Below are 25,252 nucleotides of genomic sequence, written 5' to 3' on the forward strand. Positions count from 1 at the left end.
ACTCCGACAGCCCGCCGCCGCCCGTGTGGCGGCCGTCACAGTCGAACGACGTCACGCCCGGGCGCCCTGCCCTGTCCTCACTACGACAACGACGACATCGCCACCGCGAGAAGGGACCATGACCATGGACACCGTCATCGTCTGCACCTCCGTGTCGCACGGCAACACCCGCCGGATCGCCGACCGCATGGCCCGGGTGCTGGGAGCCGAGGTCCTCGCTCCCGAACAGGCCGACCCGGCCCGGATCGCCGAGGCCGATCTGGTGGGCTTCGGCTCCGGCGTATTCCACGGCCGGCTCCACCCCCGGCTGACCGGCTTCGCCAAGGCACTGCCGCAGGCGCGCGGCCGCGCCTTCGTGTTCGCCACCAGTGGGCTCCCGGAGCTCCCGCCGGCCCCCTTCACCCGCCCGCTGTCCAAGCTGCTCGCCGCCAAGGGCTTCGAGGTGACGGGCAGCTTCACCTGCCGGGCGTACGACACCTGGGCGCCCTTCAGGCTCGTCGGCGGCCTCCACCGCCACCGCCCGGACGACGCGGACCTGTCCGCCGCCGGGGCTTTCGCCGGGCGCCTGCTGGCCGGGCAGGGCCCGGCCGACTGAAAGCAAGGCACCGGTCAGCGGGGGAAGCGGTCGCGGACCGCCGGCGCGGAGTCGGTGCCCTCCGGCAGGGTGTGCGGCAGCCCCGTGAGTCCGTCGACGCCAGCCAGGGTGAACCGGGCGGCCGCCCCGAGGCAGCCCGCCTCGCCACGGCCCGGGGAGTCCGCTGACGACCCCACACTCCCCGCCCCACGAACGTCCCGGCTGCCACGGCCGGGGTGCGGCCGGGCCCGGGCTGGCGCAGGGTGGTGGTCATGCCCTTGGTGATCCTGCTGGAGCTGACCGAGTCCACCGACACCGTGCTGCTCCAGGCCGTCGGCGAGGAACCGGAGCCGGCCGCCGTCCACCGCGTCCACGCCGCGTCCGCCGATCCGGACGCCCCCGCCGACCCGACCGGCACCACCCTGTGCGGGGAGGACACCGCCGCCATGCTCACCACCGGCTGGCAGCCGACCGCCCCGGGCGAGCGCTGGCCGCCCCGCTGGCGCGGCTGGATCTGCCCCACCTGCGACACCGCCCTGCGCAACGCCTCCGGCTGACCGCCGGGTCGGAACCGACCCGGCGAACTCCCCGGTCAGGCGCCGTCGCGCGAGGCGAAGACACCGAAGGTGGCACCTTGCGGATCGCGGATCACCGCGATCCGCGGCCCGTTCTCCATCTCCACGTCCACCGGCCCGTGCACGACCGCGCCGCCGAGCCCCTGCGCGGTCGCCGCGGCCGCGTCCACATCGGCCACCACGAAGAACGGGGCCCAGTGCGACGGGACCTCCGGCGGGATCGACTCGTCCATGGCCATCACCCCGCCGAACATGTCCTCGCCCAGCCCGACCATCGGGTACCGCTCGTCCGGCCAGACCCGCCAGCCGAAGACATTCGCGTAGAACGCGGTCGCGGCGTCCTTGTCGCGGGTCGACAGGTCGACCCAGCCGAAGGCGTTCGGCTCGTTCACCACGCCGAAGCCCGCGAAAGCCCCGGCCTGCCAGAGTGCGAACGGCGCCCCGGTCGGATCGTTGAGCAGCGCCCACCGCCCCCGGTCGCCGACCTCCATCGGGCCCATCCACAGCGTGGCCCCGGCGTCCTTGGCCGCGGCGCAGGTCGCGTCGATGTCCGTGGTCGCGAAGGACAGCAGCCACATCACCGGCTGCTGCGGGTTCATCAGCGGGGCGACGGCCGCCGCGGCGGCGCCGTCGTGCGAGAAGATCGTGTAGCCCCCGTACTGCGGATCAGGGTCGGCCTCGGCACCCCAGCCGAAAAGCCCCCCGTAGAAACCCGTCGCCGCGGGTACGTCACCGGCGCTCAGCTGCGCCCAGCACGGAGAACCAGGGACGATCTCGGTCACCTTCACCGTGGAAGCCTCTCTACGTCGGGATCGAGCAGGATCGAGCGGTATCGAGCGGGAACGACGCTAGCCAGGTCCGCGGCCGGACGCCCGGAGGCTCGCGCACCCCGCGCGCCGCCCACCGGTGCTACTTATGCCGCTTCTCCCGGCCTGGGTGTGGCGTCCGGATTCCGTTCGCCCACATAGGATCAACTGAGGGCAGTCCCCCTGCTCACGAGGAGTCAGCCCCCATGCGACGCCCGCCCTTCCTGCCCCGCGCCCGCACGCTCGCCGCCGTCCTCCCCGCCCTGCTGACCCCGGGTCTCACCGTCCCGGCCGCCGCGGCGCCGTCCGCCGAGCCCGCCACCGTCCGCCACTGCGCCGTCCTGGTGTCGCCGACCCGCGCCCTCGGCCAGGCCTGCTCCGACCGCTCCGCCGCCGAGGCGGTGCAGCGGATCGCCGCCGGGCCCGACAGCCCGGCCGACCAGACGCTGCTGCTCGAGGAGTACGCCGACGCCAACTTCGGCGGCGGCGTCCTCTACTCCTTCTACGGCGACGCCGGCGGCTGCGACGCGACCGGCTACCACCTCGTCAACTACATCAACGTGGCGCTCAACGTCTCCTCGATGCAGGGCTACAACAACTGCAACAGGGCGACCCTCACCTCCCCGCTGGACAAGACCGAGACCGTCGGCCTGCCCGCCGGCTACCTGGGCCCGGACTTCAACGACGCCGTCCGCGAACTCCAGGTCTTCCACGGCTGAGCCCGGCCGGCCTGGCCCGAACCGCTGAATCCCGGCCGCTCCGTCGGCGTGGCGACCGAGCCGCCGGGCGGGCGGGCGCAGGATCGGCCGAGTGTGCTGGAGCGCCGAGGCGGACCTGGTGGCGGGCACCGTCGTCACGGGCCTCGGGGTGTGGTGCCTGGCCCGGGTGCGACGGGCCCGTGACCTGCCGCTGGCCGCACTCCCGCTGGTCCTGGGCCTGCACCAGCTGATCGAGGCGGCGGTCTGGTCGGGCGCGGACCACCCGGCCTCCGCGAGCTGGGCCCGGACGGCCTGGGCCGTGATCGCCCTCCCGGTGCTGCCGGCCCTGGTGCCGGTCGGCGTCTGGTGCGCGGCGGGGCCACCGGCCCTCGGCAGCACCGCCCAACGGTGGCGCGCGGCCGCCGCGCTGACCGGCCTCACCGTCGCGGCCCTGCTCGCCGCGGTACTGGTGACCCACCCCGTCACCGCCGAAGTCCACGGCCACACACTCCGGTACTCGATCGGCATCCCCACGGCCGCCGGAGCCCTGTCCGCCGCCTACCTCCTCACCACCGTCGGCGCCCTTCTCCTCGGCGACCACCGATTGCTGAGACTCCTCGGCCTCCTCATGGGCCTCGGCGCGGCCCTCTGCTACGCGCTCTACCGGCTCGCCTTCGCCTCGACCTGGTGCGCCCTGGCCGCGCTCACGGCCCTCCTCCTGCTGTGCTGGGCCGGCCGGCACGAGCCCCCTGACCCAGGCCGGCCACGGCGGTGATCCCGCCGACCGCGACCGGAGCGGCACCGGCGCGACCCGGCCCGGCTCACTCGACGGTGCGTGCGGCGGACCCCCGTGCCCCCAGGTTCCAGGTGACGATCCGCCGGGGGCGTACACGGACGATGTCCCGGCTGAAGTGACCGGGCGCCACCGGCGGAACCTCGACGGTCAGCACCTCGGCCCGCCCCCTGATCTCGACCCCGCGACCCCAGCCGCCCGCGACCGGATCGTCGGCCGGAGCGAGGTCGTCCACCAGCACGGACACCTCGGGCCGCGCCTTTGCGTTGCGGTACTTCTGGCTGCGGGCCATGTCTGGCCCGCCGATGTCGATGGAGCCGTCGTCGTTGAGCCGAAAGCCCACCGGGCGTACCTGAGGGCAGCCGTCAGGACCGATGGTGGCCAGGCGCGCCAGGGGCTGAGCGGCGAGGTACTCGCGTTCCTTCTCGGTGAAGATCATGCATTCGACCATAAAACCTCAAGTTCCCTTGAAGTCAAGGCCCCGCCTTTCGGTCCGGTGGCCCCTGGGTGCCTTGTCCGTATTGCCCGATTGATCCTTCGTCGGTTTGTGATGATCAGTTAGATAACGAATTGACGTCAGATCACCTCCGGATTGGCGCGGTAATGGTGGTCGACTCTAGGGTCACCTCGATCATCGCACCTCTTGTGTGCTCGTGAATGGCAATGCATCAGAAATCCGGGAGTTGTCCGTGAGGGCACCGCGCAGCGAAGCGCATATTGGATCAAGGTCAGGCGGCAGAAAGCGGCTGGTGGGCGTCACCGGCATCGCAGCTGTACTGATATCGCTTTTGGCGGCTCCGACCGCCGAAGGTTCGGCGGCGCACGTGCCGCACGGGAAGATCTGGACCCCGCCGAAAACTCCGCTGAACGCGGGTCAGAAATCGGTCAAGGGCCGGGATGTGACTCCCACTCGCCCGAAGGCGCCGGCTTTCCCGGTCCCCAAGGACTGGACGCCCTCCGACGTCCCGCTGGTCGCGGGTTCGCAGACCGTCCGCCTGACCGGCGACGCCGTGCAGGCCGGCCAGCTGCCCGTCAAGGTCGCCAAGGGCGGCGACCACTCCGCGCAGTCGGTGCGCGTCGACGTCACCGGGGCGGACCAGGGCAGAGCCGTCGGCGTCAGCGGACCGGTCGTCGCGCTGACCGACCCGGCGGGCACCGAGGGTAACCACGTGAAGGTGGCCCTGGACCTCAAGGCCCTGAAGGCCGCCGGGTGGGCGGACCGGGCGCACCTGGTCGCACTGCCGGCCTGCGCGCTCACCACGCCGGACGTGGCACAGTGCCGCAAGCAGACCCCGGTCGCCTCCGCCGTGGACCCGCGCAGCGGCGTACTGACCGCCGAGGTCACCCTGCCGGCCGCACCCGCGTCGAACGCCGCGCCCTCGAAGCCGAAGGCCTCCGGCGCGGCACTGCCCGCCGACTCCGGTGCGCACATCGTGACGGCCGGCTTCGTGCAGGCCTCCGCGGGCGCCGCCGCGCCGATGGTGCTCGCGGCCGCGCCGTCCTCCGACGGTGCCATGGGCGGCTACTCCGCCTCGCCCCTCTCGCCGTCGAACGCCTGGAACGCCGGGTCGAACATCGGCAACTTCACCTACTCCTACCCGATCCTGACGCCCCCCGGCCTGGGCGGCGAGTCACCGTCGGTGTCGCTCTCGTACAGCTCGGCGGGCGTCGACGGCAAGACCTCGGCGCAGAACGCGCAGGCCTCCTGGGTCGGCGAGGGCTGGGACTACAAGCCGGGCTTCATCGAGCGCTCCTACAAGGGCTGCGACAAGGCCGGCATCACGGGTTCCGCCGACCGCTGCTGGGCCGGGCAGAACGCCTCGCTCAACCTGGGCGGCCACTCCGGCCTGCTGGTGCACGACGACACCACCGGCGCCTGGCGCCTGCAGGGTGACGACGGCTCGAAGGTCGAGCAGCTGACCGGCGCCGCCAACGAGGCCCGTGGCGGCGAGTACTGGCGGGTCACCACCTCCGACGGCGTGCAGTACTACTTCGGCCAGAACCACCTGCCGGGCGGCGACCACAGCGACCCGGCGACCAACTCGGTCGCCTACGAGCCGGTCTACTCCCCGAACAGCGGCGACGACTGCTACAGCGCCGGCACCGGTACGGGCTCCTGGTGCCAGGAGGGCTGGCGCTGGAACCTCGACTACGTCGTGGACCCGCACCAGAACCTGACCACCTACAGCTACCAGCAGGACCTCAACTACTACAGCCGCGGCGGTGGCCAGAACAGCGGCAACGGCGTGCTGACCGCCTACGTGCGCTCCACCGAGGTCACCCAGATCGCCTACGGCCAGCGGCTGTCCGAGCAGGTCGCCGCGCACGGCGCGAACAAGCCGGCGGCGAAGGTGCTGTTCACCACCGCCGAGCGGTGCACCGCCTCGGGCAGCATCACCTGCACCACCGCCCAGCGCGTGGTCGCCAACCAGACGAACTGGCCCGACAGCCCCCTCGACCAGGCCTGCGCCTCCACCGGCAGCTGCACCGTGTACTCGCCGACCTTCTGGTCCCCGCTGATGCTGACCCAGATCAGCACCCAGGTCCTGGTGGGCACCGCGTACACCACGGTCGACTCCTACGCGCTCAAGCACACCTTCCCCGACCCGGGCGACGGCACCAAGCCCTCGCTCTGGCTCTCCTCGGTGCAGCGGACGGGCACCGACGGCCAGGCGGCCGTCTCGCTGCCGGCCGTCTCGTTCACCGCGCGTGAGCTGGCCAACCGGGTCGACGGCCTGGTGCCGGCCGAGCCGGCCTTCAACCGCCCCCGGATCCAGCAGATCACCACCGAGACCGGTGGCCAGATCAATGTGAACTACGCCCCGGCCGAGTGCTCGCGGGTCAACAGCCACATGCCGTCCTCCGAGGACGGCAACACCATGGCCTGCATGCCGGTCAAGTGGTACCTGCCGGGCTCCAGCTCGCCCGACCCGGTCAGCGACTGGTTCAACAAGACCCTGGTCTCCTCGGTCACCGAGCAGGACGGCGTGCTCGGCACGACGCCGACCAAGGTGACCTCCTACACCTACGGCGGCGGGGCCGCCTGGCACCGCAACGACAGCGAGTTCATCGACCCGAAGACCCGCAGCTGGGACGACTTCCGCGGCTACCAGACGGTGACCACCACCACCGGTAACGCCAACCTCGGCGAGGCGCCGAAGACCCAGCACGTCGCCACGTTCCTGCGCGGCATGAACGGCGATTACAAGGCCGACGGCACCACCCGCAGCGTCACCGCCTCCTTCACCCCGTACCCCGGCGCGACGCCGGTGACCCGTGCCGACGACAACTGGCTGGCCGGCGCGACGCTCGGCAGCCAGGGCTTCGACCAGGCCGGCGGCGCCGTGCTGACGGCCTCGGCCACCGTGCCCTCGGGCGAGGTGGTGACCTCGACCCACAAGCGCTCCGGCGGCATGCCGGACCTGGTGGCCCGCTACGGCAGCAGCACCAGCACCGAGAGCTCCTACAGCAAGCTCGCGAGCGGTTCCTGGCGGACCGGCACCTCCGTTGCGGTCACCGACCCGGCGAACGCCAACCGCCCGGTCTCGGTCGACGACAAGGGCGACGGCACCGCGGCCGCCCCGGAGGTGTGCACCACCACCAGCTACGCCTCGGGCAGCAACCCGATGATGCTGACTCTGCCCTCCGGCAAGCGTGAGATCACCGGCCCCTGCGGGACCACCCCGACGGCCGCCAACACCAGCTCCGACACCCGCACGCTCTACGACGGCCTGCCGTTCGGCCAGCTGGGCACGGTCGGCGACGCGACCAGCACCCAGGCGATCAGCTCCTACGACGGCAGCGGCAACGCGCAGTACACCACGCTCACCACCTCCACCTTCGACGCCTACGGCCGGATGGCGACGGCGGCCGGCGCGGACGGCCTGGTCTCCAGGACCGACCCGACCCCGGTCACCGGCGCACTGCCGACCCAGGTCAAGCTCACCGGCCCGATGGGCGCCACCTGGGCCACCACCCAGACGCTCGACCCCGGCCGCGGCCTGCCGCTGGTCTCCACCGACGCCAACGGACGGGTCATCACCAAGCAGTACGACGGCCTGGGCCGCCTCACCTCGGTGTGGAACCCGGACCGCGCGACGACCCTGTCTCCCAACGAGAAGTTCGCCTACGCGGTGAACGGCACCACCGGCCCTTCGGTGCTCACCACCCAGACCGTCCAGGAGGACGGCAGCTACTCGACCAAGACCGAGCTGTACGACGGTCTCGGCCGCTCCCGGCAGACCCAGACCACCCTGCCCACCGGCGGCGCGGGCCGGCTGGTCGCCGACACCGCGTACGATTCGCACGGCTGGCCGATCAAGACCTCCGCCCAGTACTACGACAGCGCCAACCAGCCCGGCGGGACGCTGTACTCGGTGCAGGACTCGCAGGTGCCCGCGCAGACCTGGGTGACGTACGACGGCTCCGGCCGCACCGTCTCCAGCGCGTCCATGTCCTACGCCCAGCAGCAGTGGGTCACCACCACCGCCTACCCGGGTGCCGACCGCACCGACACCACCCCCGCCCAGGGCGCCACGCCGAGCACCACGATCAGTGACGCGCGCGGCCGCACCGTCCAGCTGTGGCAGTACCGGGGCGGATCGGTGACCGGCAACCCGGCCGACGCCGACGTCACCTCCTACACCTACACGGCGACCGGCAAGCCGCTGACCCGGAAGGACTCCTCGGGCAACACCTGGTCCTACGCCTACGACCTGCGTGGGCGTCAGACCTCGGTCACCGACCCGGACACCGGCACCACCAGCTCCACCTACGACGTCGACTCGAGGGTGGCCACCAGCACCGACTCCCGGAACAGCACGCTGGCCTACACCTACGACCTGCTGGGCCGTAAGACCGGCATGTACACCGGCAGCGTCGCACCGGCGAACCAGGTCGCGGGCTGGACGTACGACACGCTCGCCAAGGGCCTGCCGACCGCCTCGACCCGCTACGTGGGCGGCGCCACCGGCGCGGCCTACACCCAGGCCGTCACCGGCTACGACGCGATGTACCGCTCGCTCGGCACCAGCACCACGATCCCGGCGGCCGAGGGCGCACTGGCCGGTACCTACACCACCAGCAACACCTACACCCCCGTGCTGGGCTCGCTGGACCACACCAACCTGCCGGCCGTCGGCGGCCTGCCCGCCGAGGAGGTCGACTACCTCTACTCCACCACCGGTCTGCTGATGGCCTCCGGTGGCAACAGCACCCTGGTGACCGACGTCCAGTACGACGCGCTGGGCCGGGCCACCCGGACCACCGTGGGCGACTACGGCACCCAGGTCGTCTCCACCCAGCAGTACGACTGGGCGACCGGACACGTGGTCAGCTCCTTCGTGGACCGCCAGACCGGCACCACCTCGGTCGACCAGACCAGCTACACCTACAACCCGGCCGGCCGGATCACCTCGGTGAAGGACCTGCAGAACGCCTCGGTGACCGACCTGCAGTGCTTCACCTACGACTACCTCGGCCGGCTCACGACCGCCTGGACCGACACCGCCGGCACCACCACCCAGCCGGCCCCGTCCGTCCCCGCCATCGGCGGCTGCACCAACGCCACCGGCCCGGTGATGACCGGCACCCCGGCCAAGCCCACCGTCGGCGGCCCCGCCGCGTACTGGCAGAGCTACAGCTACGACGCCACCGGCAACCGCACCGCCATGGTCCAGCACGACGTCACCGGCAACACCGCCAACGACGCCACGACGACCCAGACCTTCGGCACCGGCGCCAACCCCGGCCAGGGCACCACGGGCGGCCCGCACGGGCTGCTCACGTCCTCGACCAAGTCCGCGAGCGGCACGGCCGGCACCACCTACACCTACGACGCGATGGGCAACACCACCAAGGTCACCGACGCGACCGGCGCCACCAACCTGACCTGGGACGGCGAGGGCAAGCTGGCCTCCGTCGCCAAGCCGGGTTCGACCACCTCCTACCTGTACGACGCCTCCGGCAACCAGCTGATCCGCCGTGACCCGGGGAAGACGACGCTCAACCTCGGTGCCGACGAGCTGACGCTGGACAGCACCACCCACGCCCTGACCGACGTGCGCTACTACGGCTCGCCCGGCGGGATCACCATCACCCGGATCACCACCGCCACCGGCGGCGGCAGCCTCGTCTACCAGGTCGCCGACCCGCACGGCACCAACAGCGTGCAGATCACCACGGACGCGGCCCAGACCGTCACCCGCCGCCCCACCGACCCCTTCGGCAACCTGCGCGGCACCCGCCCGGGCGCCGGCGTCTGGTCCGGCGACAAGGGCTTCGTCGGCGGCACCAGCGACGACGCCACCGGGCTGACCAACCTCGGCGCGCGCGAGTACGACCCGGTCCACGGCCGGTTCCTCAACCCCGACGCGCTCCTCGACGCGGCCGACCCGCAGCAGTGGAACGGCTACGCCTACGGCAACAACAACCCGGTCAACCTCTCCGACCCGAGCGGTCTGCACTTCGAGGAGTGCAGCAACGGCATGTACGTCTGCCAGGGCGGCACCGTCCCGGTGGCCAAGGCCGCGACCTACGACCAGGTCGTCTCGCAGAACATGCAGGCCCAGGCCGAGCAGCACAAGTCCTACACGAAGTACCTCAACTACATCAACTCGCCGTTCTACTGCAAGGCTTGCCACAACACCTCGTCCAAGTCCTCCAACTGGCCGCTGGACTTCGGCCGCAAGCCGAACCCCAAGCCGGCGCCGCAGCCGGCCCCCGGTCCGGCCTGGGGGATCGTGGCCACCAGCAAGGACGACAGCACCAGCCGGAGCCTCTTCTTCACCTGGCTGACCAGCAGCGGCGGCAGCACGATGGCCTTCACCGGCGGATCGGCGATGGTCAAGGAGCTGGCCAAGCACGACAACATCGCCAAGGTCCGCGCCCAGATGGTCGCCGACGTGGCGGCCGGCCGGGCCGATGCCATGTCGGACCGGTACAACTCCGGCTGGACCGACGCCCCGCCCGTCCCGGGCAAGATCGGCAACGTCCGCGGCGCCATCTCGGACACCGGCGGAGTGCTGTCCAACGGCAGCATCGGCACCCGGAACATGGCGGTGGCCTTCGTCGGCTCGTACGCCGGCTCCGCGTGGGTCAAGCAGGTCGACAAGTCCACCAACACGGTGCGTATCCATTTCGACCTGAAGAACACGTCGGACTGGTTCTCCGCGACCCATGTGATCCCGCGGTCCTGGGACAGCTGGATGTCCGAGGTGCCCGTTCCCGGACAGCCGATCTACGAACGGTTCTCCTGGGACGAGGTCTGGCCCACCGATGTCAGCGTGAACTACGACTCCGTGCTCAAGTAAGGCGGTGTTAGCATCCTGCGGGGTCCGGCCGGTCGCGGCCGGGCCCCGCAGGGGTTACCCGCTCCGACGACATTTATCACCGAGGTTGACTCCATGCATGTTCGCCGCAGTACGTCGTACGCGATCACGGCCGGAATTGCCGCCGCGGTCGCCCTGCTGAGTTCCTGCTCCGCCGGCGGAGCGGAATTCACCGCGGGCGCGTCCGACATCACGGGAATCTGGAAGAACGCCAACGGCGCCCAGTTCTCGTTCAATCCCGACGGCACCTTCACGGCCCAGCGCGTCACCAAGGCCCTGCCCCTGCCCGGCGGCTGCGCGGACGTCCTCGGCGCCGGCAAGTGGCGCTTCCTCAACACCGGCACCGCCGCCGCCGACTCCCGCCCCGACGCCACCGTCCAGCAGAGCTCCTGGCTCACCCTCGACCCGCCCGGCAGCCGCGAGGTCGCCGCCGCCTGCGGCATCCAGGCCGGCATCCACAAGGACTCCGACGGCGTCTCGCTCTGCATGGTGATCGACCCCGACCAGACCTGCTCCTCCGACGAGCTGCTGCGCCGCACCAAGAGCTGACCCCCGGCCGCGGCCCGAGGGCCGGCGCTTGCGCCCCCGCCCGGCCCTGATGCACGATCAGCCGGTGTTCGAGCTGCTGCCAGGAGCCGGGGTCGTCCTGCCCGGCCACGCGGGCACCCTCCGCTTCGGGACGGGCGAGCGGACGGCAGCCGAGGCCCTGGCAAGGCTCGCCCAGGCCCGGCCACTACCGGAAGCCGCCTGGGCCCACACCGCCCGCTGGGGCGACGTCGAAGTGACCGTCCGCGCAGCCCGGGCCACCGGCGGCGCCGGCCGGCCGCCGTTGGGCTCCGTCGTGCTGAGTCGCGGCAAGACGGCGCCGGACACCGCGGGCGGCACACCCGTCGTCCTCGCGGGCATCGACCTGTTCGGCCACCCGGCGGCCGAGGTGCGGGAGGCCCTCGGCGGCCACTGGCCCGCGGAGCTGGCGGTCCGGCCCGCCGACGGGCACGGCCACCTGACGAGCGTCACCCTGCACGCCACCGCTCCGCCCGCCCCGGCCGGCCGCCGCGCCCGGGCAGCCGCGGAGGCGGCCGAGACCGCCCGCGCCGTGGCCGAACTCGAGCCGCTGTGGACCACCGAACTCGACCAGTGGCAGCTGCTGGAAGCGGGCGGCGGTCACCTGCCCTGCCGCCGGGGCGAGCCGCAGACCGTGCTGATGATCTGCCACGAGGCGGTGGCCCGTCAGGTCACCGCCGCGATGCTCGCCGCCGGGGTGGAGGTCGTCCCCGCGCAGCCCTAATTGAACACGTTCAAAACATGTGCCACCATGGTGCCGCACACCCCGGGCCCGCATCGGCCCGGGGGACAGCGCCGACGCCGCGGGCTGCCGGCCGGATCGTTGTGCTCTCCCGCCGCCGTGAGCGCGGGAGGGCACGGGAGGGGATCACATGCTTCTCATGCTTCTGCTGTTCCTGGTGGCACTGGTTGTAGCCGTTGTCGCGCCGTTCTTCGCCGCCTGGGCCGCCGTCGAACTGACCCACCGGCGCCCCGGGCGCTCCCGCTTCGGCGCCGCGGTCCTCGCGGTGGTCGGTTCGCTGTGGTGGGTGCTGGTCCCGGACGGCGCCGTGATGGCCGTGGGCGCCCTCCTCTCCTGGTCCGCCGTCGCCGCCGCGACCGCTGCGGCGATCGTCCATGCCGTCAACCGCCGACGGGCGACGGACCTGGGGTGGCAGCAGAGCCGGATCGACGCCTGGCACGCCCGGCACCCCGCCATGCCGCCGGCCTGGTACGGCGCACCGGTCCAGCAGCCGTACCAGCCCTGACCACAGGCGGCCGCGGCGCCCCGGTCGGAGAATGGGGGAGACCGGAATCCTCCGGCCGACCCTCGGGTGTGGAGGCGATCGAGGTGGCGTACGAAGACAACAGGCCGACCTTGAGGGGCCTGATCACGGGACTGCAGAACGTCTCGGGGACCATGCTGGTGGCGTTGGTGGCCACCTCGATCGGCACCGCGCTGATCACCGCCCAGCCGCTGCCGCTGCTCGCGTTGATCATCTTCAGTGTGGTGTGGGCCGCCACCCTGGTCGCCGTGTCCGGGGCCCTCGCCCGGTGGGCGAAGGACCGACGGCACCGCAGCCAGGTCGCACACTGAAAGAACCACGGCGAGGCCGCGGCGAGAACTACGGCGACGCCGCGGCCTCCGGCTTGCCGCCCTGTGCCGCGGCGGGGTCGGGCCCCGGACCCGGCGGTGACGGCGGTGACGGCGGCACCGGAGCCGGCGGCGGGGGAGGGCCCGGCAGCAGGATCCGGTCGTTCGGGGCAAGGCCCGCGGTGATCTCGGTGAGTGAGTCGCCGACCAGCCCGGTGTCCACCCGGGTCGGGATCTCGCTCGCGTCCCGGCACTGCGCCCCGTCGTCCTTCGCGCACCTCACGACGGTCACGAAGGTACCGCCCGCCTCGGTGCGCAAGGCGTTCGTGGGTACGGCGAGGACATTGGCCCGCTGCTGCAGGACGACGGTCATCCGGGCCGGCATGCCCGGGCGCAGCCCCGCCGGAGCCCCGGGCAGTGACAGGGCCAGCGGATAGACGGGCTCGCCCGAGGCGGCGGGTGCCGGGCTGCGGAACGCCGGGGCCGGCGTGGTGTCGGCTGCTGCCGCACTGGGCAGTGCCTGGGGCGGCAGCGCGGTCAGGGTGGTGCGCAGGGTGCCCTGCGCGTCGGCGGGCGTGACCGTCACCGTCTGCCCCACCACCAGGCGCGGCAGCAGGCTGCCGGGAACGTCGGCCAGCACGACGAGGCGGTCGGAGTGCATCGTCACGACGGGCAGCCGACAGGACGGCGTCGCACCCAGCGCGGTCTCGACGGTGTCGACCACCCCCTCGACGGGCGCGGTGACCGAGGCGGCGTCCACGGCGCCCTGCGCCTCGGCGAGCCGCTTCTCCGCTGCCGCCGTCCGCTGCTGGTCCGCACTCACCTGGGCGTTCGCGGCCAACTGCTGCTGACTCGGGTCGGGCGCCACCGACGGCGGCGACGCCGACTCCGCGCCGGGTGCCACGGAGACGGGCAGCGCCTCCACCGAGGCCGGGCGGCCGACGTCGGCCGCCAGCCGCCGGTCCGCCGCCAGCAGCGCCCGGTCGTCGGCCAGCGCCCGGGTGGCCGCCTCGAGCTCGCTCTTGGCCGGGCCGGCATCGGCCCGCGCCAGGACGGCACCGGCCGCCACATGGGCGCCCGCGACAGCGGACAACGAGGTGACCGCCCCCAGCAGCCGGGCCGGATCGGCCAGCCCCGGGAACCAGTCACAGGGGTTCCCCGCGAGGGGCTCCCGCGTGGGGACGGGGACGACCCGGCCGAAGAAGAGCATGTACCGGGCGTCCGGCTGCAGCACGCCCCGCGTCACCGCCGTCAGGGCGACCGTCGTCGGCTCGACGGTGAACAAGTCCCGGTGACGCTCCTCGGAGCGTGTCACCAGCGCGACGGCCGCCGCGACCGCGACGGCCGAACCCAGCGCCGTCCATCTCACCAGAGGTCGTACCCGGACGCTGCTCACGCGCTGCTCAACGATCAAGCACAGGACCGGACACGCCATCGGCGGATTCTCCGGAAGTGGAGGGGCACGCCCCGCGTGTTCTCCTCCCCGGACGGCCCCTGGTGCGGGACCATACGGGCGAAAAGGTAGGAAATCTGCCCCAGAAAGAGAGACCGGACGTGGCTGGCAGCGAGAGCGAAAACCCCGCGGTTCCCTCCCCGACCCCCGCAGCGCACCGCCCCAGGACCAACCGTGACTGGTGGCCCGCCCAGCTGGACCTCCAGGTGCTGCACCGGCACTCGTCCCGCGCCAACCCGATGGACGCCGGCTTCGACTACGCGGCCGAGTTCGCCACCCTCGACGTGGACGCGCTCAAGCGGGACGTCATCGCCCTGATGACGAACTCGCAGGACTGGTGGCCCGCCGACTACGGCCACTACGGGCCGCTGCTCATCCGGATGAGCTGGCACGCCGCCGGCACCTACCGCATCGCGGACGGCCGGGGCGGCGCCGGCAGCGGCGCCCAGCGCTTCGCACCGCTCAACAGCTGGCCGGACAACGCCAGCCTGGACAAGGCACGACGGCTGCTGTGGCCGGTCAAGCAGAAGTACGGCAAGAAGATCTCCTGGGCCGACCTCCTGGTGCTCGCCGGCAACTGCGCCATGGAGTCCATGGGGTTCAGGACCTTCGGCTTCGCCTTCGGACGCGAGGACGTCTGGGAGCCCGACGAGGTCTTCTGGGGCCCCGAGGACACCTGGCTCGGCGACGAGCGCTACAGCGGTGACCGGCAGCTCGCCGGGCCGCTCGGCGCCGTCCAGATGGGCCTGATCTACGTGAACCCGGAGGGCCCCAACAGCAACCCGGACCCGCTGGCCGCCGCCCGGGACATCCGGGAGACCTTCGCGCGGATGGCCATGAACGACGAGGAGACCGCCGCGCTCATCATCGGCGGCCACACCTTCGGCAAGTGCCACGGCGCCGTCGACCCGGCCTACCTCGGCCCGGAGCCCGAGGGCGCCCCCCTCGAGCAGCAGGGCCTGGGCTGGCGCAACACCTACGGCAGCGGCGCGGGCGCCGACGCGCTCACCAGCGGGCTCGAAGGAGCCTGGACCAACAGGCCGACGACCTGGGACAACGGCTACCTGGACAACCTGTTCGGCTACGACTGGGAGCTGACCACCAGCCCCGCCGGCGCCCACCAGTGGAAGCCCACCGACCCCGCCGCGCGAGACACCGTCCCCGACGCGCACGACCCGTCGAAGCGGCACGCCCCCATGATGCTGACCACCGACCTCGCACTGCGCCAGGACCCGGTCTACGAGCCGATCTGCCGACGGTTCCACGCCCACCCGGACGAGCTCGCCGAGGCGTTCGCCAAGGCCTGGTACAAGCTGCTCCACCGTGACATGGGCCCGATCTCCCGCTACCTCGGCCCCTGGGTCCCCGAACCCCAGCTCTGGCAGGACCCGGTGCCCGCGGTCGACCACGACCTGGTCACCGACCAGGACGTCACCGCCCTCAAGGGCCGGATCCTCGCCTCCGGCCTGAGCATCCCCCAGCTGGTCACCACGGCCTGGGCCGCGGCCGCGAGCTTCCGCGGCACCGACAAGCGCGGCGGCGCCAACGGCGCACGGATCCGGCTGGCACCGCAGAACGGCTGGGAGGCCAACGACCTGCCCGAGGTGACCGGGACGCTGCGGGCCCTCGAGCAGATCCAGCAGGACTTCAACAGCACCCAGAGCGGCACCAAGAAGATCTCCCTCGCCGACCTCGTCGTCCTGGGCGGCTGCGCCGCGGTCGAACAGGCCGCCCGGAACGGCGGCCGCACCGTCACCGTCCCGTTCACGCCGGGCCGCACCGACGCCACCCAGGAGCAGACCGACGTCGAGTCGTTCGCGGTCCTCGAACCGCGCGCCGACGGGTTCCGCAACTACCTCCGCCCCGGCGAGAAGCTCTCCCCGGAGGCCTTGCTGCTGGAGCGGGCCAACCTGCTGACGCTGACCGCCCCCGAGCTGACGGTCCTGCTCGGTGGCATGCGAGCACTCGACACCGGCTTCCGGGGCACCTCCCACGGGGTCCTCACCGAGCGCCCGCAGGCGCTGACCACGGACTTCTTCGTCAACCTGCTCGACATGGGCACGGAGTGGAAGCCCTCGCAGACGGAGGCGAACGTCTTCGAAGGACACGACCGCGCCACCGGCAAGCCGAGGTGGACGGCCACCGCCGTGGACCTCGTCCTCGGCTCCCACGCCCAACTGCGCGCCCTCGCCGAGGTCTACGCCTGCGACGACGCGGCCGACAAGTTCGTCCGTGACTTCGTGGCGGCGTGGACGAAGGTCATGAACCTGGACCGTTTCGACCTCCGCTGACCAGCCGAACGGCCGCACCGCGGCGTCCCGCTCCGGCGGGACGCCGCGGTGCGGCCGCGCGCAGGAATGACTGGAGCGCCCCCGGTGTTCGAGGCCTTGAGAACCGATCGACCATCAAGAAGGGGCCGTGGTCATGACCGCACAGAAGGCCGTACTCGCCGGAGGCTGCTTCTGGGGGATGCAGCAGCTGATCCGCCGCCGACCGGGGGTGCTGCACACCCGAGTCGGCTACACCGGCGGCGACGTCCCCCAGGCGACCTACCGCAACCACGGTACGCACGCCGAGTCGATCGAGATCGAGTTCGACCCGTCGGTGACCGACTACCGGGAGATCCTGGAGTTCTTCTTCCAGATCCACGACCCGAGCACCGCGAACCGCCAGGGCAACGACATCGGCACCAGCTACCGCTCGGCGATCTTCTACCTCGACGACGACCAGAAGCGCGTCGCGGAGGACACCATCGCCGACGTCGACGCCTCCGGCCTGTGGCCCGGCAAGGTCGTCACCGAGGTCTCCCCGGCAGGCCCGTTCTGGGAGGCGGAGCCGGAGCACCAGGACTACCTCGAGCACTACCCGAACGGCTACACCTGCCACTTCCCCCGCCCGGGCTGGAGGCTCCCGCGACGCACACCCTGACATTCGAGGTGCTCGTCGTGGGCGGGGTTCAGTCGAGCCAGTCGAGGTCCTGAATCTCGAGGCCGTCCGCCCCGAGCTCGGTGTTCTCCGCGTGCTCGCGCATCCTGGCGCCGTACACCGGGTGTTCGCTCAACCCGGTGTACGTGTCGAAGTCCAGGTCGATCACGCCGGCCAGATCGGCCAGGTACACGTCCAGGCCCGGGTACATCACCGCCACGTACGGCAGGTCGTCGATGTCCGTCACCAGTACCGGGTACTCGCCCGTCGAATCGGGCGAGCCCAGGTAGAGCAGGCGCCGCGAGTCACTGCCGCCCACCAGCGGCAGGCACGGCGACGGCAGCAGCCGCTCGAACTCGGCGAACATCCCGACCATCACCCCGTCCGAGCCGTACATCCGCTCGGCGGTCTCGCCGAGCGCCCGGGCGTCGAACACCGGCTCCTGCCCGTCCTCGTACCACTCCAGGTCGGCCAGCCACGAGCCGTCGAACTCCAGCCACCTCCGCAGGCTCGGCGGCAACGGCCGGCCGCCGGGCAGCCGCAGGCTCTCCAACACCTCCGGCGCCAACGGCTGCGGCTCCGCCAGGTCCGGCGCGTCCGCAGTCGGCCAGCCGTCCTGCCGCACCCGCTCGATCACCCGGTCCATCAACGCCACGCCGTGCATGTCCTCGTCCATGCGCGCAGACTCCCACACCCCGCCGACACCGGTGACTCACGGAGCGGACTCCGCCGCCGCCCGGAACTCCTGGTACGCCGAGTCCGAGGCGGGCAGCAGGCCGGCCCTGACCATCGCCACACCGAGTTCCGACCGCCGTTCGGGGTCGGGGCACTCCAGCCCGCACTGGATGATCTCCGCGACGACCTCCGTCGTACCGGCCAGGAAGATCGAACCGCTGTCCACCTGGTAGAACCAGGCCTCGTACAGCAGCACCCCGTCGTCGTCCACCACGTCCCAGAGCTCACAGAAATTCAGCACCGCCTCGTCGCCGTCGTCCTCGGACAGCCGCCGCCCGGCGGGCAAGCTCTCGCCGTCGTACAACCTGCCGCTCAGTGCGACCTGCTCAGCCTGGACCGGAGTGAGGGAATCCGCCGACACCATCGGTCGGCAGTTGGTGAAATCAGCCATACGCGCAACCTACCGGCCCCCACCGAGCACGCCCGCGCCCCCTCACCCGGTCAGAGCCCGCTGCCGCGAAACCCCCGGTCGGACACGGCTCCGGATCAGCCGTCAGCTCACCGCTCGAACCACACCCTCGACCAGGATAAGGAGCCCGGCCCCCAAGAAGATCGTGCCACCGACCATGAACCCCCCTCCGACAAGTCGGCGGATGAACCGATCATCCCTCCTCTCCTGCCGCTCGTCACCAGGGACAACAACGCCCTTGAAAAAGAACCGTCCGAGTGCAACCGCCAGAAAACCGGCAACAGTGACGATCAGGCCTCCGGTTACTGACGGCGGCGAGTCCTGACCGGACGAAACACCTAGGATGTTCATCCTCCTCCCCCTTCCCGGGCTTCACTCTATGCCTTCCCCTCGAAGGTGGCGGCGCTCCTGACGGCGGTCGCGGCCAGATCGGGGCTCGTGGCCGTCCAGGCCCTGATCTACACCGAGAACGGCCACTGCCCCGGTGCAGTCCTGGCCTTCGCCCAGGCCGGCTACCTCTCCTGACCGGAGGTCTGCTCCCGCAGCGACGACACCGAGGCCACCTCTATGACGGCCCCCGCCAGTGCTGTGCCCGACCTGGTCGCAGGCCTGGCGGCGGTGGTGTCCCACGGATTCGGAAGGTCCTGCAGCCGCGCCACAGGGGAGTGGGTCCGCCGATGTCCAGCGTCTCGTGGGCGGTCCTCCCGTCCGGGCGTTCAACCCTTGCGACGGACGACCGTTGCCAATCACGGATGCCGCCTGATTGCATCAGAACCGCTGCAGTTCGTCTGCAGACCATCCATCAGGTCCGGCTCTGACTCCGTGATTCCGGAGGTCGGCCGGGCCGTTTCCTGAACCCACCACCCAAGGAGCGTCATGAACCGCCTTGCCCGTTCGCTGGCCGTGGCCGCCACCGCCGGCTCCCTGACCCTGCTGGCCGCCCCCGCTTCGCCGGCGGCGACCTCGACCGCCACGGCCTCGTCCTGCGCGACCCTCACCGTCGCCAACAAGTTCGGCGACGGCCGGTTCACGGTCTGCCCGATAGGCGGTACCTCGTACCAGCTCTCCGGCTACATCGAGACCAGCATGCCGTTCAACTTCCTCGACAACCCGCAGTGTTACACCTTCTACCTGTACGCGGGCTCGACATTTCTGGGGGACGGGGGCACCGACGTCTGTGTCACCGACACCGCCGCTACCTCCAAGACCACCTTCAACTACGCCCGAACCTTCTCGGCCATGCCGACCAGTGCCACGTTCGTGCGGGACTGGATCTGACATCCGCTGCCCGGGGTAGTCGGCGCGGCCCTGTTCAACTGCGGCAGTTGAAGCAGTTGAATGGCCCGACTCCCGGTCATCGCGCCGAAAGTGCCGCTGCCCGCCAGGCAGCGGCACTTTCGGTCTGTGGGCAGGTGCGGGCTTTGCCCTATTTGGCAGAAATTCGAGTGCTGTGTGACCAAGTCCAGATCGGTGACGCTCCTGATGTGTTGTCATTCGTGGTCGTGAGTAGGGCAGGCCGGAAACCCTGGTGCGCTGTAGCCGTCCGTGCAGCAGAATCAAGCCGCACGGCCGACAAGGCCGAGTGCCCGTCGTTCTGGTGCCAGCGAACCGCCGGTCCAGGTTCGGGCACTGCGGGTGTAGCTCAACCGGTCCAGAGCAACCGTCTCTGATTGCAAGCGGAAGGCTGAGGGTTCAAATCCCTCCACCCGCACTCCGGCTGCAACTGTCAGCGAGCCGCCGAGGCCCGCCCCAAGCCTGGGGCGGGCCTTCGACGTACCGGTAGGCTCCAGGAACAAGCCGACCGGGGAACACGACGCGCTTCGAATACGCGCCTGTTACCAGCTGTCAGAATGGCCCTCCGCCGACGGGCCGGGCAGTGGCCCCCGTCCGTTGCCCGGCCCGGCAGTACCCGGGCTCACTCGTTGTGCAGCACCTCGGCGATCGGCAGTCGGGCGGCCGAGCGGGCCGGGACGAGTGCGCCGAGGACGGCGATCGCCACGCCGGCCAGCGCGAGGCCGGTCAGCAGTTGGGCGCCCCAGACGTTGATCATCCCCTCCGGGAAGTCCATGATCGGCACGTGCTCGACGATCAGCCGGTGCGCCGCGATCCCGACCGGGATGCCGATGATCCCACTGACAGCGCCCTGCCAGGCCACCGAGGTGACCGTCATCGCGACCACCTGCCGGGGTGTCATCCCGATCGACTTCAGCATGCCGAGGTCGCGGCGGCGTTCGCGGATGGTGAGCAGCAGGGTGTTGAAGACGCCGAGCGCGGCGACCACCGACAGCAGGACAGTGAAGATCGTGGTGAAGGTCGTGATGGCGACGATCGCCCCATCCGAGTGGGGGGTGACCACTGAGGGCGAGAGGCTCGGGTCGGCGTCCGTCACGGCCTTCTGGTAGGCACCGGCATCGGCGCCGGTGGCAAGCATCACGTCGTACTCGACCAGGTGCGGGTCCGGGGTGAGCAGTGCCCTGGTGGCGTCGTTGGAGGTCAACGCCTGGGGGTTGCCCTCGAGTTCCTCGCCGACGATCGTGACCGTCACCCGGCGGCCCTCCAAGTCCAGGGTGAGCCGGTCCCCGAGCCCCAGTGCGTGTTGGTCGAGAAAGGCCGGCCCGGCCTCCACCTCGCCCGGCCCGGTGGCGGCGCGGCCCTTCACCACCTGGAGACGGCTGGCCGAGGCGATGTCGTCGCCCCCGTAGAAGTTGACGAACGCCCACTGGGTGTAGCCGACCAGACCGACCCGGACCAGCCCGCGGCTACAGATCTGCTCAGCGCCGGGGGTAGCGCGCAGCATCGCCTCGGTCTGGGCCGGGGTCAGCCGGGGCTCGGCCTTGTTGCCCGCGAAGTGGGCGGTCTGTACGTCGACGTGGGTGTGGCGGTCGTCGGCGTGAGTCCTGGACCTGGCCAGGGTGCTGCTCACTCCGGTCGTCACGGTCACGGTGACGACCCCGAGCACGATCGCCGCCATGGTCAGCGCGGTGCGGGCCGGGCGGGCGAAGGGCTGGCCGAGGCCGAGGCTGACGGCACGCGGCAGTCGGGTGCCGCTCAGCCAGCGCTGGACCTTGAGGCCGCGCCCGGTGCGCGGTGCGCTGCCGGCCGAGACGGCCTGGGCGGCGGAGAGCCGGCGGGCGCGTGCGGCGGGGACGAGCGCGGCGAGGGCGACCAGCAGCGGGACGCCGAGCAGGGTGGCGGCTGGCAGCCAGCCAGCCGGCTCGATCACGGCGGTGCCGGTCGTGATCCCGTTGAAGGCGGCCCGGAGGATCGGGTGCGCGGCCGCCCAGCCGGCGGCCGTCCCGAGGGCGGTGCCGACGATCGCGGGCACCGAAACCATGGTCAGGTAGACCGTGACCACCTGGCGCGGAGTGAAGCCGATCGACTTCAGTACCCCGATGTGCCGGTAGCCGGCGACCACCGCGCCGCTCACCACGTTGCCGACGATCAGCGCGGCGACGACCAGGCCGAGCACGCCGAAGACCGTCATCAGCGGCAGGTAGGCGTCGGCGCCGGCGGAGAAGGCATGCTTGAGCACCAGGTACGACTGCCCGCTGGCGAGCGCGTCCTTCGGCAGTCCCTCGGTGGCCGTGCCGAGAGCGGCGGTGAGCTTCTGCTCGGTGTCGGCGTCGGAGAAGCGGTAGAGCATCTGCAGGCCGGTGGGGTGCAGGGCCGCCGCCTGTTCGGGGGTCACCCAGCCACCCGCGGACTGGCTCATGCTGGTGGCGAAGCCGACGATGGTGAGCTTCAGCCCGGTGCTGGTGGTGAGCGGCTTGCCGAGCCCGTCCTTCGGCCAGCCCCCGTCCGCCTCCTGGATGACCACCTCGCCGGGTGCGGTGGCCCAGCGGCCCGCCAGCAGGTCCATCCGGTCCACCGGGCCCTTCGGGTCGGCCCGGCCCACCAGGGACAGCGGTCCCGGCGGGCGCCCGTTGAACTCGGTGGGGATGTCGACGGCAGCCTGGGCGAACGGCCCGGCCGCAGCCTTGACGCCCGGTCGGTGGGCGGTGGCGGCCAGTTGCTCCGCCGAGGCCTTGGCCGGGTCGAAGGCGGCGACGACGTGCGCCCCTCGCTGCGCGCCGAAGGCGGTGTCGAACGGGGCCCGGGCGGCGCTGAGCACCGCCATCGCGAGCAGCACGGTCGCGGTGGAGCAGAAGACGACCAGGCCGATCACGATGGTCTGCACCCGGCGGCGCTTTACCGCTGCCCGCGACGCCCGCCACACAGCCCCGCTCACGACTGGGTCTCCAGCATCCGCTCGCGCGCCACCTTGCCGTCCGCGACGTCGACCAGCCGGCTGGCGCAGCGGGTGGCCAGCTGGGGGTCGTGGGTGACGATCAGCAGAGTCTGGCCGATCTGGTTGAGGTCGATCAAGAGGTCCATCACCTGCTCGCCCGATCGGCTGTCCAGCGCGCCGGTCGGCTCGTCGGCGAGCAGTAGCGCCGGGCGGTTCATCAGGGCGCGGGCCACCGCGACCCGCTGGCGCTCGCCGCCGCTCAGCGCGGCCGGGTAGACGTCCTTGCGGTGCGCCACACCCAGCTCGTCCAGCAACTCAAGTGCCCGGCGTCGCGCCTGCTTGGCGCTGGTGCCGGTCAGCTGGGCGGCCAGCGAGACGTTGTCGAGTGCCGGGAGGTCGTCGATCAGGTTGAAGAACTGGAAGATCATGCCGATGTGACGGCGGCGGAACAGGGCCAGGCCGTTCTCGTTCAGCCCGCTGAGGTCCTGCCCCTGTACCCGGACGGTGCCGGAGCTGGGCCGGTCCAGCCCGGCCACCATGTTCAGCAGGGTGGACTTGCCGCACCCCGAGGGGCCCATCACCGCGACCGCCTCGCCCGCCCTGATCCGCAGGTCGACGCCGTCGAGGGCCTTGGCGTCGCCGAACTCCTTGTGCACCCCGGACAGCTCGACGACGACCTGCGCGTCGTCCTGCCGGGTCGTCCTGTCGTCATCATTGCTCATGGCACCCGACGGTAGGAGCAGCGACCCCGGCGGGGCGTCCCACCCCGGGTGTAACTGCGGGCGGCCGTAGTACCGCAGATGTACCCGGGTGGAACCCCCGGATGATGTGGATCAAGACCTGAGCTGGGAAGCCGGCGGGGTGTGGGGGCTGAGACGGCCTGGGTCGCCGCCCTGGCGGCGACGGGGGAGGCCGGCTGGCTGGGGGCACGCCGGCCCGCGCCCGGCCCGCGCACCGGGCTGCCGTCGGCGAGCGCGGCTGGCTGCTGGAGCGGTAGCGGGAGAGCGCGGCACGCACGGCCGTCGACGCCGAGCGGGCCAGGACCGCGGCCGAGCTGCACGACATCGTCAGCCACGACGTGAGCCTGATGGTGGTGCAGTCCTCGGCCGCCCGCGAGGTGATCACCGCCATGCGGCAGGAGGCCGCCGCCGCGATGGCCGCCGTCGAGAAGGCCGGGCGGGACGCGATGACCGAACTGCGGCACCTGCTGGGCTTGCCGGCTCCCGCGCAGGACGGCTGCGACGATGCGGCCGTGGCCGAGCTCGCGCCGCAGCCGAGTCCGGGCCGGCTCGGCCCGCTGGTCGACCGGTTCGCCTTCGCCGGACTGCCGGTGGCGGCGCGGATCTCCGGCGAGCCGAGGCCGCTGCCCGGTGGCATCGTGCTGGTAGGACGGCAGGGTGAGGGCCTGACCGGCGAGGCGCTCGGTGGCGGGAAGCGACCGGGCCAAGCGGGCGAAGGCGGTCTGGAGGTGGTTGAGCGGGTAGTGGACGCCGACGCCGATTCCAGCCTCGCGCATCGTGGCCCGGACGCGGTCGCGGTCGGGGGCCTTGACGATGCACAGGTGCGGGACGGATCGGTCCACGTCGACGTCGACCAGTTCGGCGCCGGGGACGCCATCGCTTCCCAACCCATCTTGAACATGTTCAAAGTCTCTGTCAGGCTGTGATCTTCACACGATGGACAGGGGGATTTCGGCATGGCTGAGGATGTGCTGTCTGCGGAACGTGCCGCCGGGGCGGGCCCGCTGAAGGTCGCGCGGGCGCTGCTGGCGGTGGTCGCGGTGCTTTGGGTCGGCGTGATGGTCGGCTTCGGCTGGCTCGCCGTAGCGCTGGGGTCGGCCGCCGACGCCGCCGACGGTGACGGCCGGGTGATCCTCTTCGCCCAGTTCGGCACGGGTTTTGCCGCCGTGGTGGCGGCGCTGCCGACCCTGTTGTGGGTGATCGTCGCGATCGCCTTCTGGCGCGGCCGCCGCTGGGCCGCGGCTCTCGGCATTGTCGCGGTGGGCCTGGCCGGGCTGTGTACCAGTGGGGTGCTGTTCGGCGTGGCGCTGATGGACCTTGGGGCATACCCGTACGGCCTGGCGCTGCTGCTGAACGGCCTGGGCGTCGCCGGGGTGGTGGCGGCCGTCCGGGTGTGGAGCAGTGGTCCGGCGACGGCTGTGGCTGTGGCACGGTAGGCATCGCGACCTGAACCGAGGAGGCGTGTCGACGTCCGCTGTTACCGACGCGTTCGCTGTGTGAGGCGATCGGGAAGGCTGGTTGGCGTCCCACACGTCCCGGGCAAGGTCGAATCCCGCGCGTCCCGGAGCGGGTTCTCCTCCTCGAAGTCCCAGCGAGCCCGCCGCACCGGCTGACGCGCTGGACAGCCCAGACACTCCGGCTGGCGACGCCTCCTGACAACTGCACGCCTGCTGGCCGGGGTCGGCGGGTTTCACCCCGCGCTCGGCGAGTTTCCACAATCCGGAACACACCGGCGGCTGCACCTGCTCGGCTGTGCCGTGCCGGTGGGGGAGGGTCAGGCGCCCTGCCCGGACCGGAGCAGACTGACTTCGAACGAGTCTGGTGGCCCCTTCTGAACGAGTTCTGTGGCCC

Annotated in this window: 22 protein-coding genes, 1 tRNA gene and 2 pseudogenes; 16 read left to right on the top strand and 9 right to left on the bottom strand. The window is 71.7% G+C overall.

Annotated features, from left to right (window positions below):
* The first annotated feature begins 118 nt into the window (after positions 1-118).
* On the top strand, positions 119-595 hold the full coding sequence (locus tag ABT095_RS29520; protein ID WP_350532601.1) for a flavodoxin family protein: 477 nt from the start codon (positions 119-121) through the stop codon (positions 593-595).
* Positions 596-846: 251 nt separating this feature from the next.
* Positions 847-1,131, top strand: coding sequence for a hypothetical protein (locus ABT095_RS29525; protein ID WP_350532602.1), 285 nt, complete (start codon positions 847-849; stop codon positions 1,129-1,131).
* A gap of 35 nt (positions 1,132-1,166) precedes the next feature.
* Here the strand turns inward: ABT095_RS29525 and ABT095_RS29530 are convergent, their stop codons facing one another.
* Positions 1,167-1,937, bottom strand: a complete 771-nt coding sequence (locus ABT095_RS29530; protein WP_350532603.1) for a VOC family protein — start codon at positions 1,935-1,937, stop codon at positions 1,167-1,169.
* Positions 1,938-2,161: 224 nt separating this feature from the next.
* Here ABT095_RS29530 and ABT095_RS29535 point away from each other — a divergent pair, with 224 nt between their 5' ends.
* Both ABT095_RS29535 and ABT095_RS29540 read left to right on the top strand, forming a co-directional pair.
* Positions 2,162-2,674 (top strand): hypothetical protein, encoded by a 513-nt coding sequence (locus ABT095_RS29535; protein WP_350532604.1) that lies wholly within the window; start codon positions 2,162-2,164, stop codon positions 2,672-2,674.
* A gap of 91 nt (positions 2,675-2,765) precedes the next feature.
* Positions 2,766-3,428, top strand: coding sequence for a DUF6629 family protein (locus ABT095_RS29540; protein WP_350532605.1), 663 nt, complete (start codon positions 2,766-2,768; stop codon positions 3,426-3,428).
* A gap of 46 nt (positions 3,429-3,474) precedes the next feature.
* Here ABT095_RS29540 and ABT095_RS29545 read toward each other — a convergent pair whose 3' ends face one another.
* A complete protein-coding gene (locus ABT095_RS29545; RefSeq protein ID WP_350532606.1) occupies positions 3,475-3,885 on the bottom strand; it encodes a PPOX class F420-dependent oxidoreductase in 411 nt (136 codons plus the stop codon).
* Positions 3,886-4,345: 460 nt separating this feature from the next.
* On the opposite strand from ABT095_RS29545, the gene ABT095_RS29550 reads away from it, so the two are divergent.
* From ABT095_RS29550 to ABT095_RS29570, 5 genes are all read left to right on the top strand, one after another.
* Positions 4,346-10,756 carry an RHS repeat domain-containing protein gene (locus tag ABT095_RS29550; RefSeq protein WP_350532607.1) on the top strand — a complete coding sequence of 2,137 codons (6,411 nt, stop codon included), beginning with the start codon at positions 4,346-4,348 and terminating at the stop codon, positions 10,754-10,756.
* 93 nt (positions 10,757-10,849) lie between these two features.
* A complete protein-coding gene (locus ABT095_RS29555) occupies positions 10,850-11,323 on the top strand; it encodes a hypothetical protein (protein WP_350532608.1) in 474 nt (157 codons plus the stop codon).
* A gap of 64 nt (positions 11,324-11,387) precedes the next feature.
* Entirely contained in the window at positions 11,388-12,062 is a 675-nt protein-coding gene (locus ABT095_RS29560; protein ID WP_350532609.1) for a hypothetical protein, read from the top strand.
* A 148-nt stretch (positions 12,063-12,210) separates the two neighbouring features.
* The gene (locus ABT095_RS29565; protein WP_350532610.1) at positions 12,211-12,585 is read left to right on the top strand and encodes a hypothetical protein; all 375 of its coding nucleotides are present in this window, start codon (positions 12,211-12,213) and stop codon (positions 12,583-12,585) included.
* 83 nt (positions 12,586-12,668) lie between these two features.
* Positions 12,669-12,914: a hypothetical protein gene (locus ABT095_RS29570; RefSeq protein ID WP_350532611.1), complete on the top strand. Its 246-nt coding sequence runs from the start codon at positions 12,669-12,671 to the stop codon at positions 12,912-12,914.
* 28 nt (positions 12,915-12,942) lie between these two features.
* Here ABT095_RS29570 and ABT095_RS29575 read toward each other — a convergent pair whose 3' ends face one another.
* Complete coding sequence (locus ABT095_RS29575) at positions 12,943-14,307, bottom strand: efflux RND transporter periplasmic adaptor subunit (RefSeq protein ID WP_350532612.1); 1,365 nt, start codon at positions 14,305-14,307, stop codon at positions 12,943-12,945.
* 158 nt (positions 14,308-14,465) lie between these two features.
* Here ABT095_RS29575 and katG point away from each other — a divergent pair, with 158 nt between their 5' ends.
* Entirely contained in the window at positions 14,466-16,655 is a 2,190-nt protein-coding gene (gene katG, locus ABT095_RS29580; protein ID WP_350532613.1) for a catalase/peroxidase HPI, read from the top strand.
* Between the two features lie 133 nt (positions 16,656-16,788).
* Entirely contained in the window at positions 16,789-17,292 is a 504-nt protein-coding gene (gene msrA, locus ABT095_RS29585) for a peptide-methionine (S)-S-oxide reductase MsrA (RefSeq protein WP_350532614.1), read from the top strand.
* A 28-nt stretch (positions 17,293-17,320) separates the two neighbouring features.
* Here the strand turns inward: msrA and ABT095_RS29590 are convergent, their stop codons facing one another.
* From ABT095_RS29590 to ABT095_RS29600, 3 genes are all read right to left on the bottom strand, one after another.
* The gene (locus ABT095_RS29590; protein WP_350532615.1) at positions 17,321-17,965 is read right to left on the bottom strand and encodes a hypothetical protein; all 645 of its coding nucleotides are present in this window, start codon (positions 17,963-17,965) and stop codon (positions 17,321-17,323) included.
* Between the two features lie 36 nt (positions 17,966-18,001).
* Positions 18,002-18,415 (bottom strand): hypothetical protein, encoded by a 414-nt coding sequence (locus tag ABT095_RS29595; RefSeq protein ID WP_350532616.1) that lies wholly within the window; start codon positions 18,413-18,415, stop codon positions 18,002-18,004.
* Between the two features lie 102 nt (positions 18,416-18,517).
* Positions 18,518-18,784 (bottom strand): hypothetical protein, encoded by a 267-nt coding sequence (locus tag ABT095_RS29600; protein ID WP_350532617.1) that lies wholly within the window; start codon positions 18,782-18,784, stop codon positions 18,518-18,520.
* A 45-nt stretch (positions 18,785-18,829) separates the two neighbouring features.
* Between ABT095_RS29600 and ABT095_RS29605 the strand changes: the two genes are divergently transcribed.
* The 3 genes from ABT095_RS29605 (at position 18,830) to ABT095_RS29615 (ending at position 20,144) form a co-directional block, all read left to right on the top strand.
* A complete protein-coding gene (locus ABT095_RS29605) occupies positions 18,830-18,958 on the top strand; it encodes a hypothetical protein (RefSeq protein ID WP_350532618.1) in 129 nt (42 codons plus the stop codon).
* Positions 18,959-19,309: 351 nt separating this feature from the next.
* A complete protein-coding gene (locus ABT095_RS29610) occupies positions 19,310-19,711 on the top strand; it encodes a hypothetical protein (protein ID WP_350532619.1) in 402 nt (133 codons plus the stop codon).
* Between the two features lie 353 nt (positions 19,712-20,064).
* Positions 20,065-20,144 (top strand) — tRNA-OTHER (locus ABT095_RS29615).
* 204 nt (positions 20,145-20,348) lie between these two features.
* Here the strand turns inward: ABT095_RS29615 and ABT095_RS29620 are convergent.
* Positions 20,349-22,610: an ABC transporter permease gene (locus ABT095_RS29620; protein ID WP_350532620.1), complete on the bottom strand. Its 2,262-nt coding sequence runs from the start codon at positions 22,608-22,610 to the stop codon at positions 20,349-20,351.
* Positions 22,611-22,657: 47 nt separating this feature from the next.
* Entirely contained in the window at positions 22,658-23,383 is a 726-nt protein-coding gene (locus ABT095_RS29625) for an ABC transporter ATP-binding protein (RefSeq protein WP_350532621.1), read from the bottom strand.
* Positions 23,384-23,748: 365 nt separating this feature from the next.
* On the opposite strand from ABT095_RS29625, the pseudogene ABT095_RS29630 reads away from it, so the two are divergent.
* Positions 23,749-23,817, top strand: a pseudogene (locus ABT095_RS29630) (hypothetical protein); the annotation flags it as partial.
* Between the two features lie 282 nt (positions 23,818-24,099).
* Here ABT095_RS29630 and ABT095_RS29635 read toward each other — a convergent pair.
* Positions 24,100-24,177, bottom strand: a pseudogene (locus ABT095_RS29635) (hypothetical protein); the annotation flags it as partial.
* A 180-nt stretch (positions 24,178-24,357) separates the two neighbouring features.
* On the opposite strand from ABT095_RS29635, the gene ABT095_RS29640 reads away from it, so the two are divergent.
* A complete protein-coding gene (locus tag ABT095_RS29640) occupies positions 24,358-24,837 on the top strand; it encodes a hypothetical protein (RefSeq protein ID WP_350532631.1) in 480 nt (159 codons plus the stop codon).
* Positions 24,838-25,252 lie beyond the last annotated feature (415 nt).

The organism is Kitasatospora sp. NPDC002227, from assembly GCF_040296285.1.
In the GTDB taxonomy this organism is placed as follows: Bacteria; Actinomycetota; Actinomycetes; order Streptomycetales; family Streptomycetaceae; genus Kitasatospora.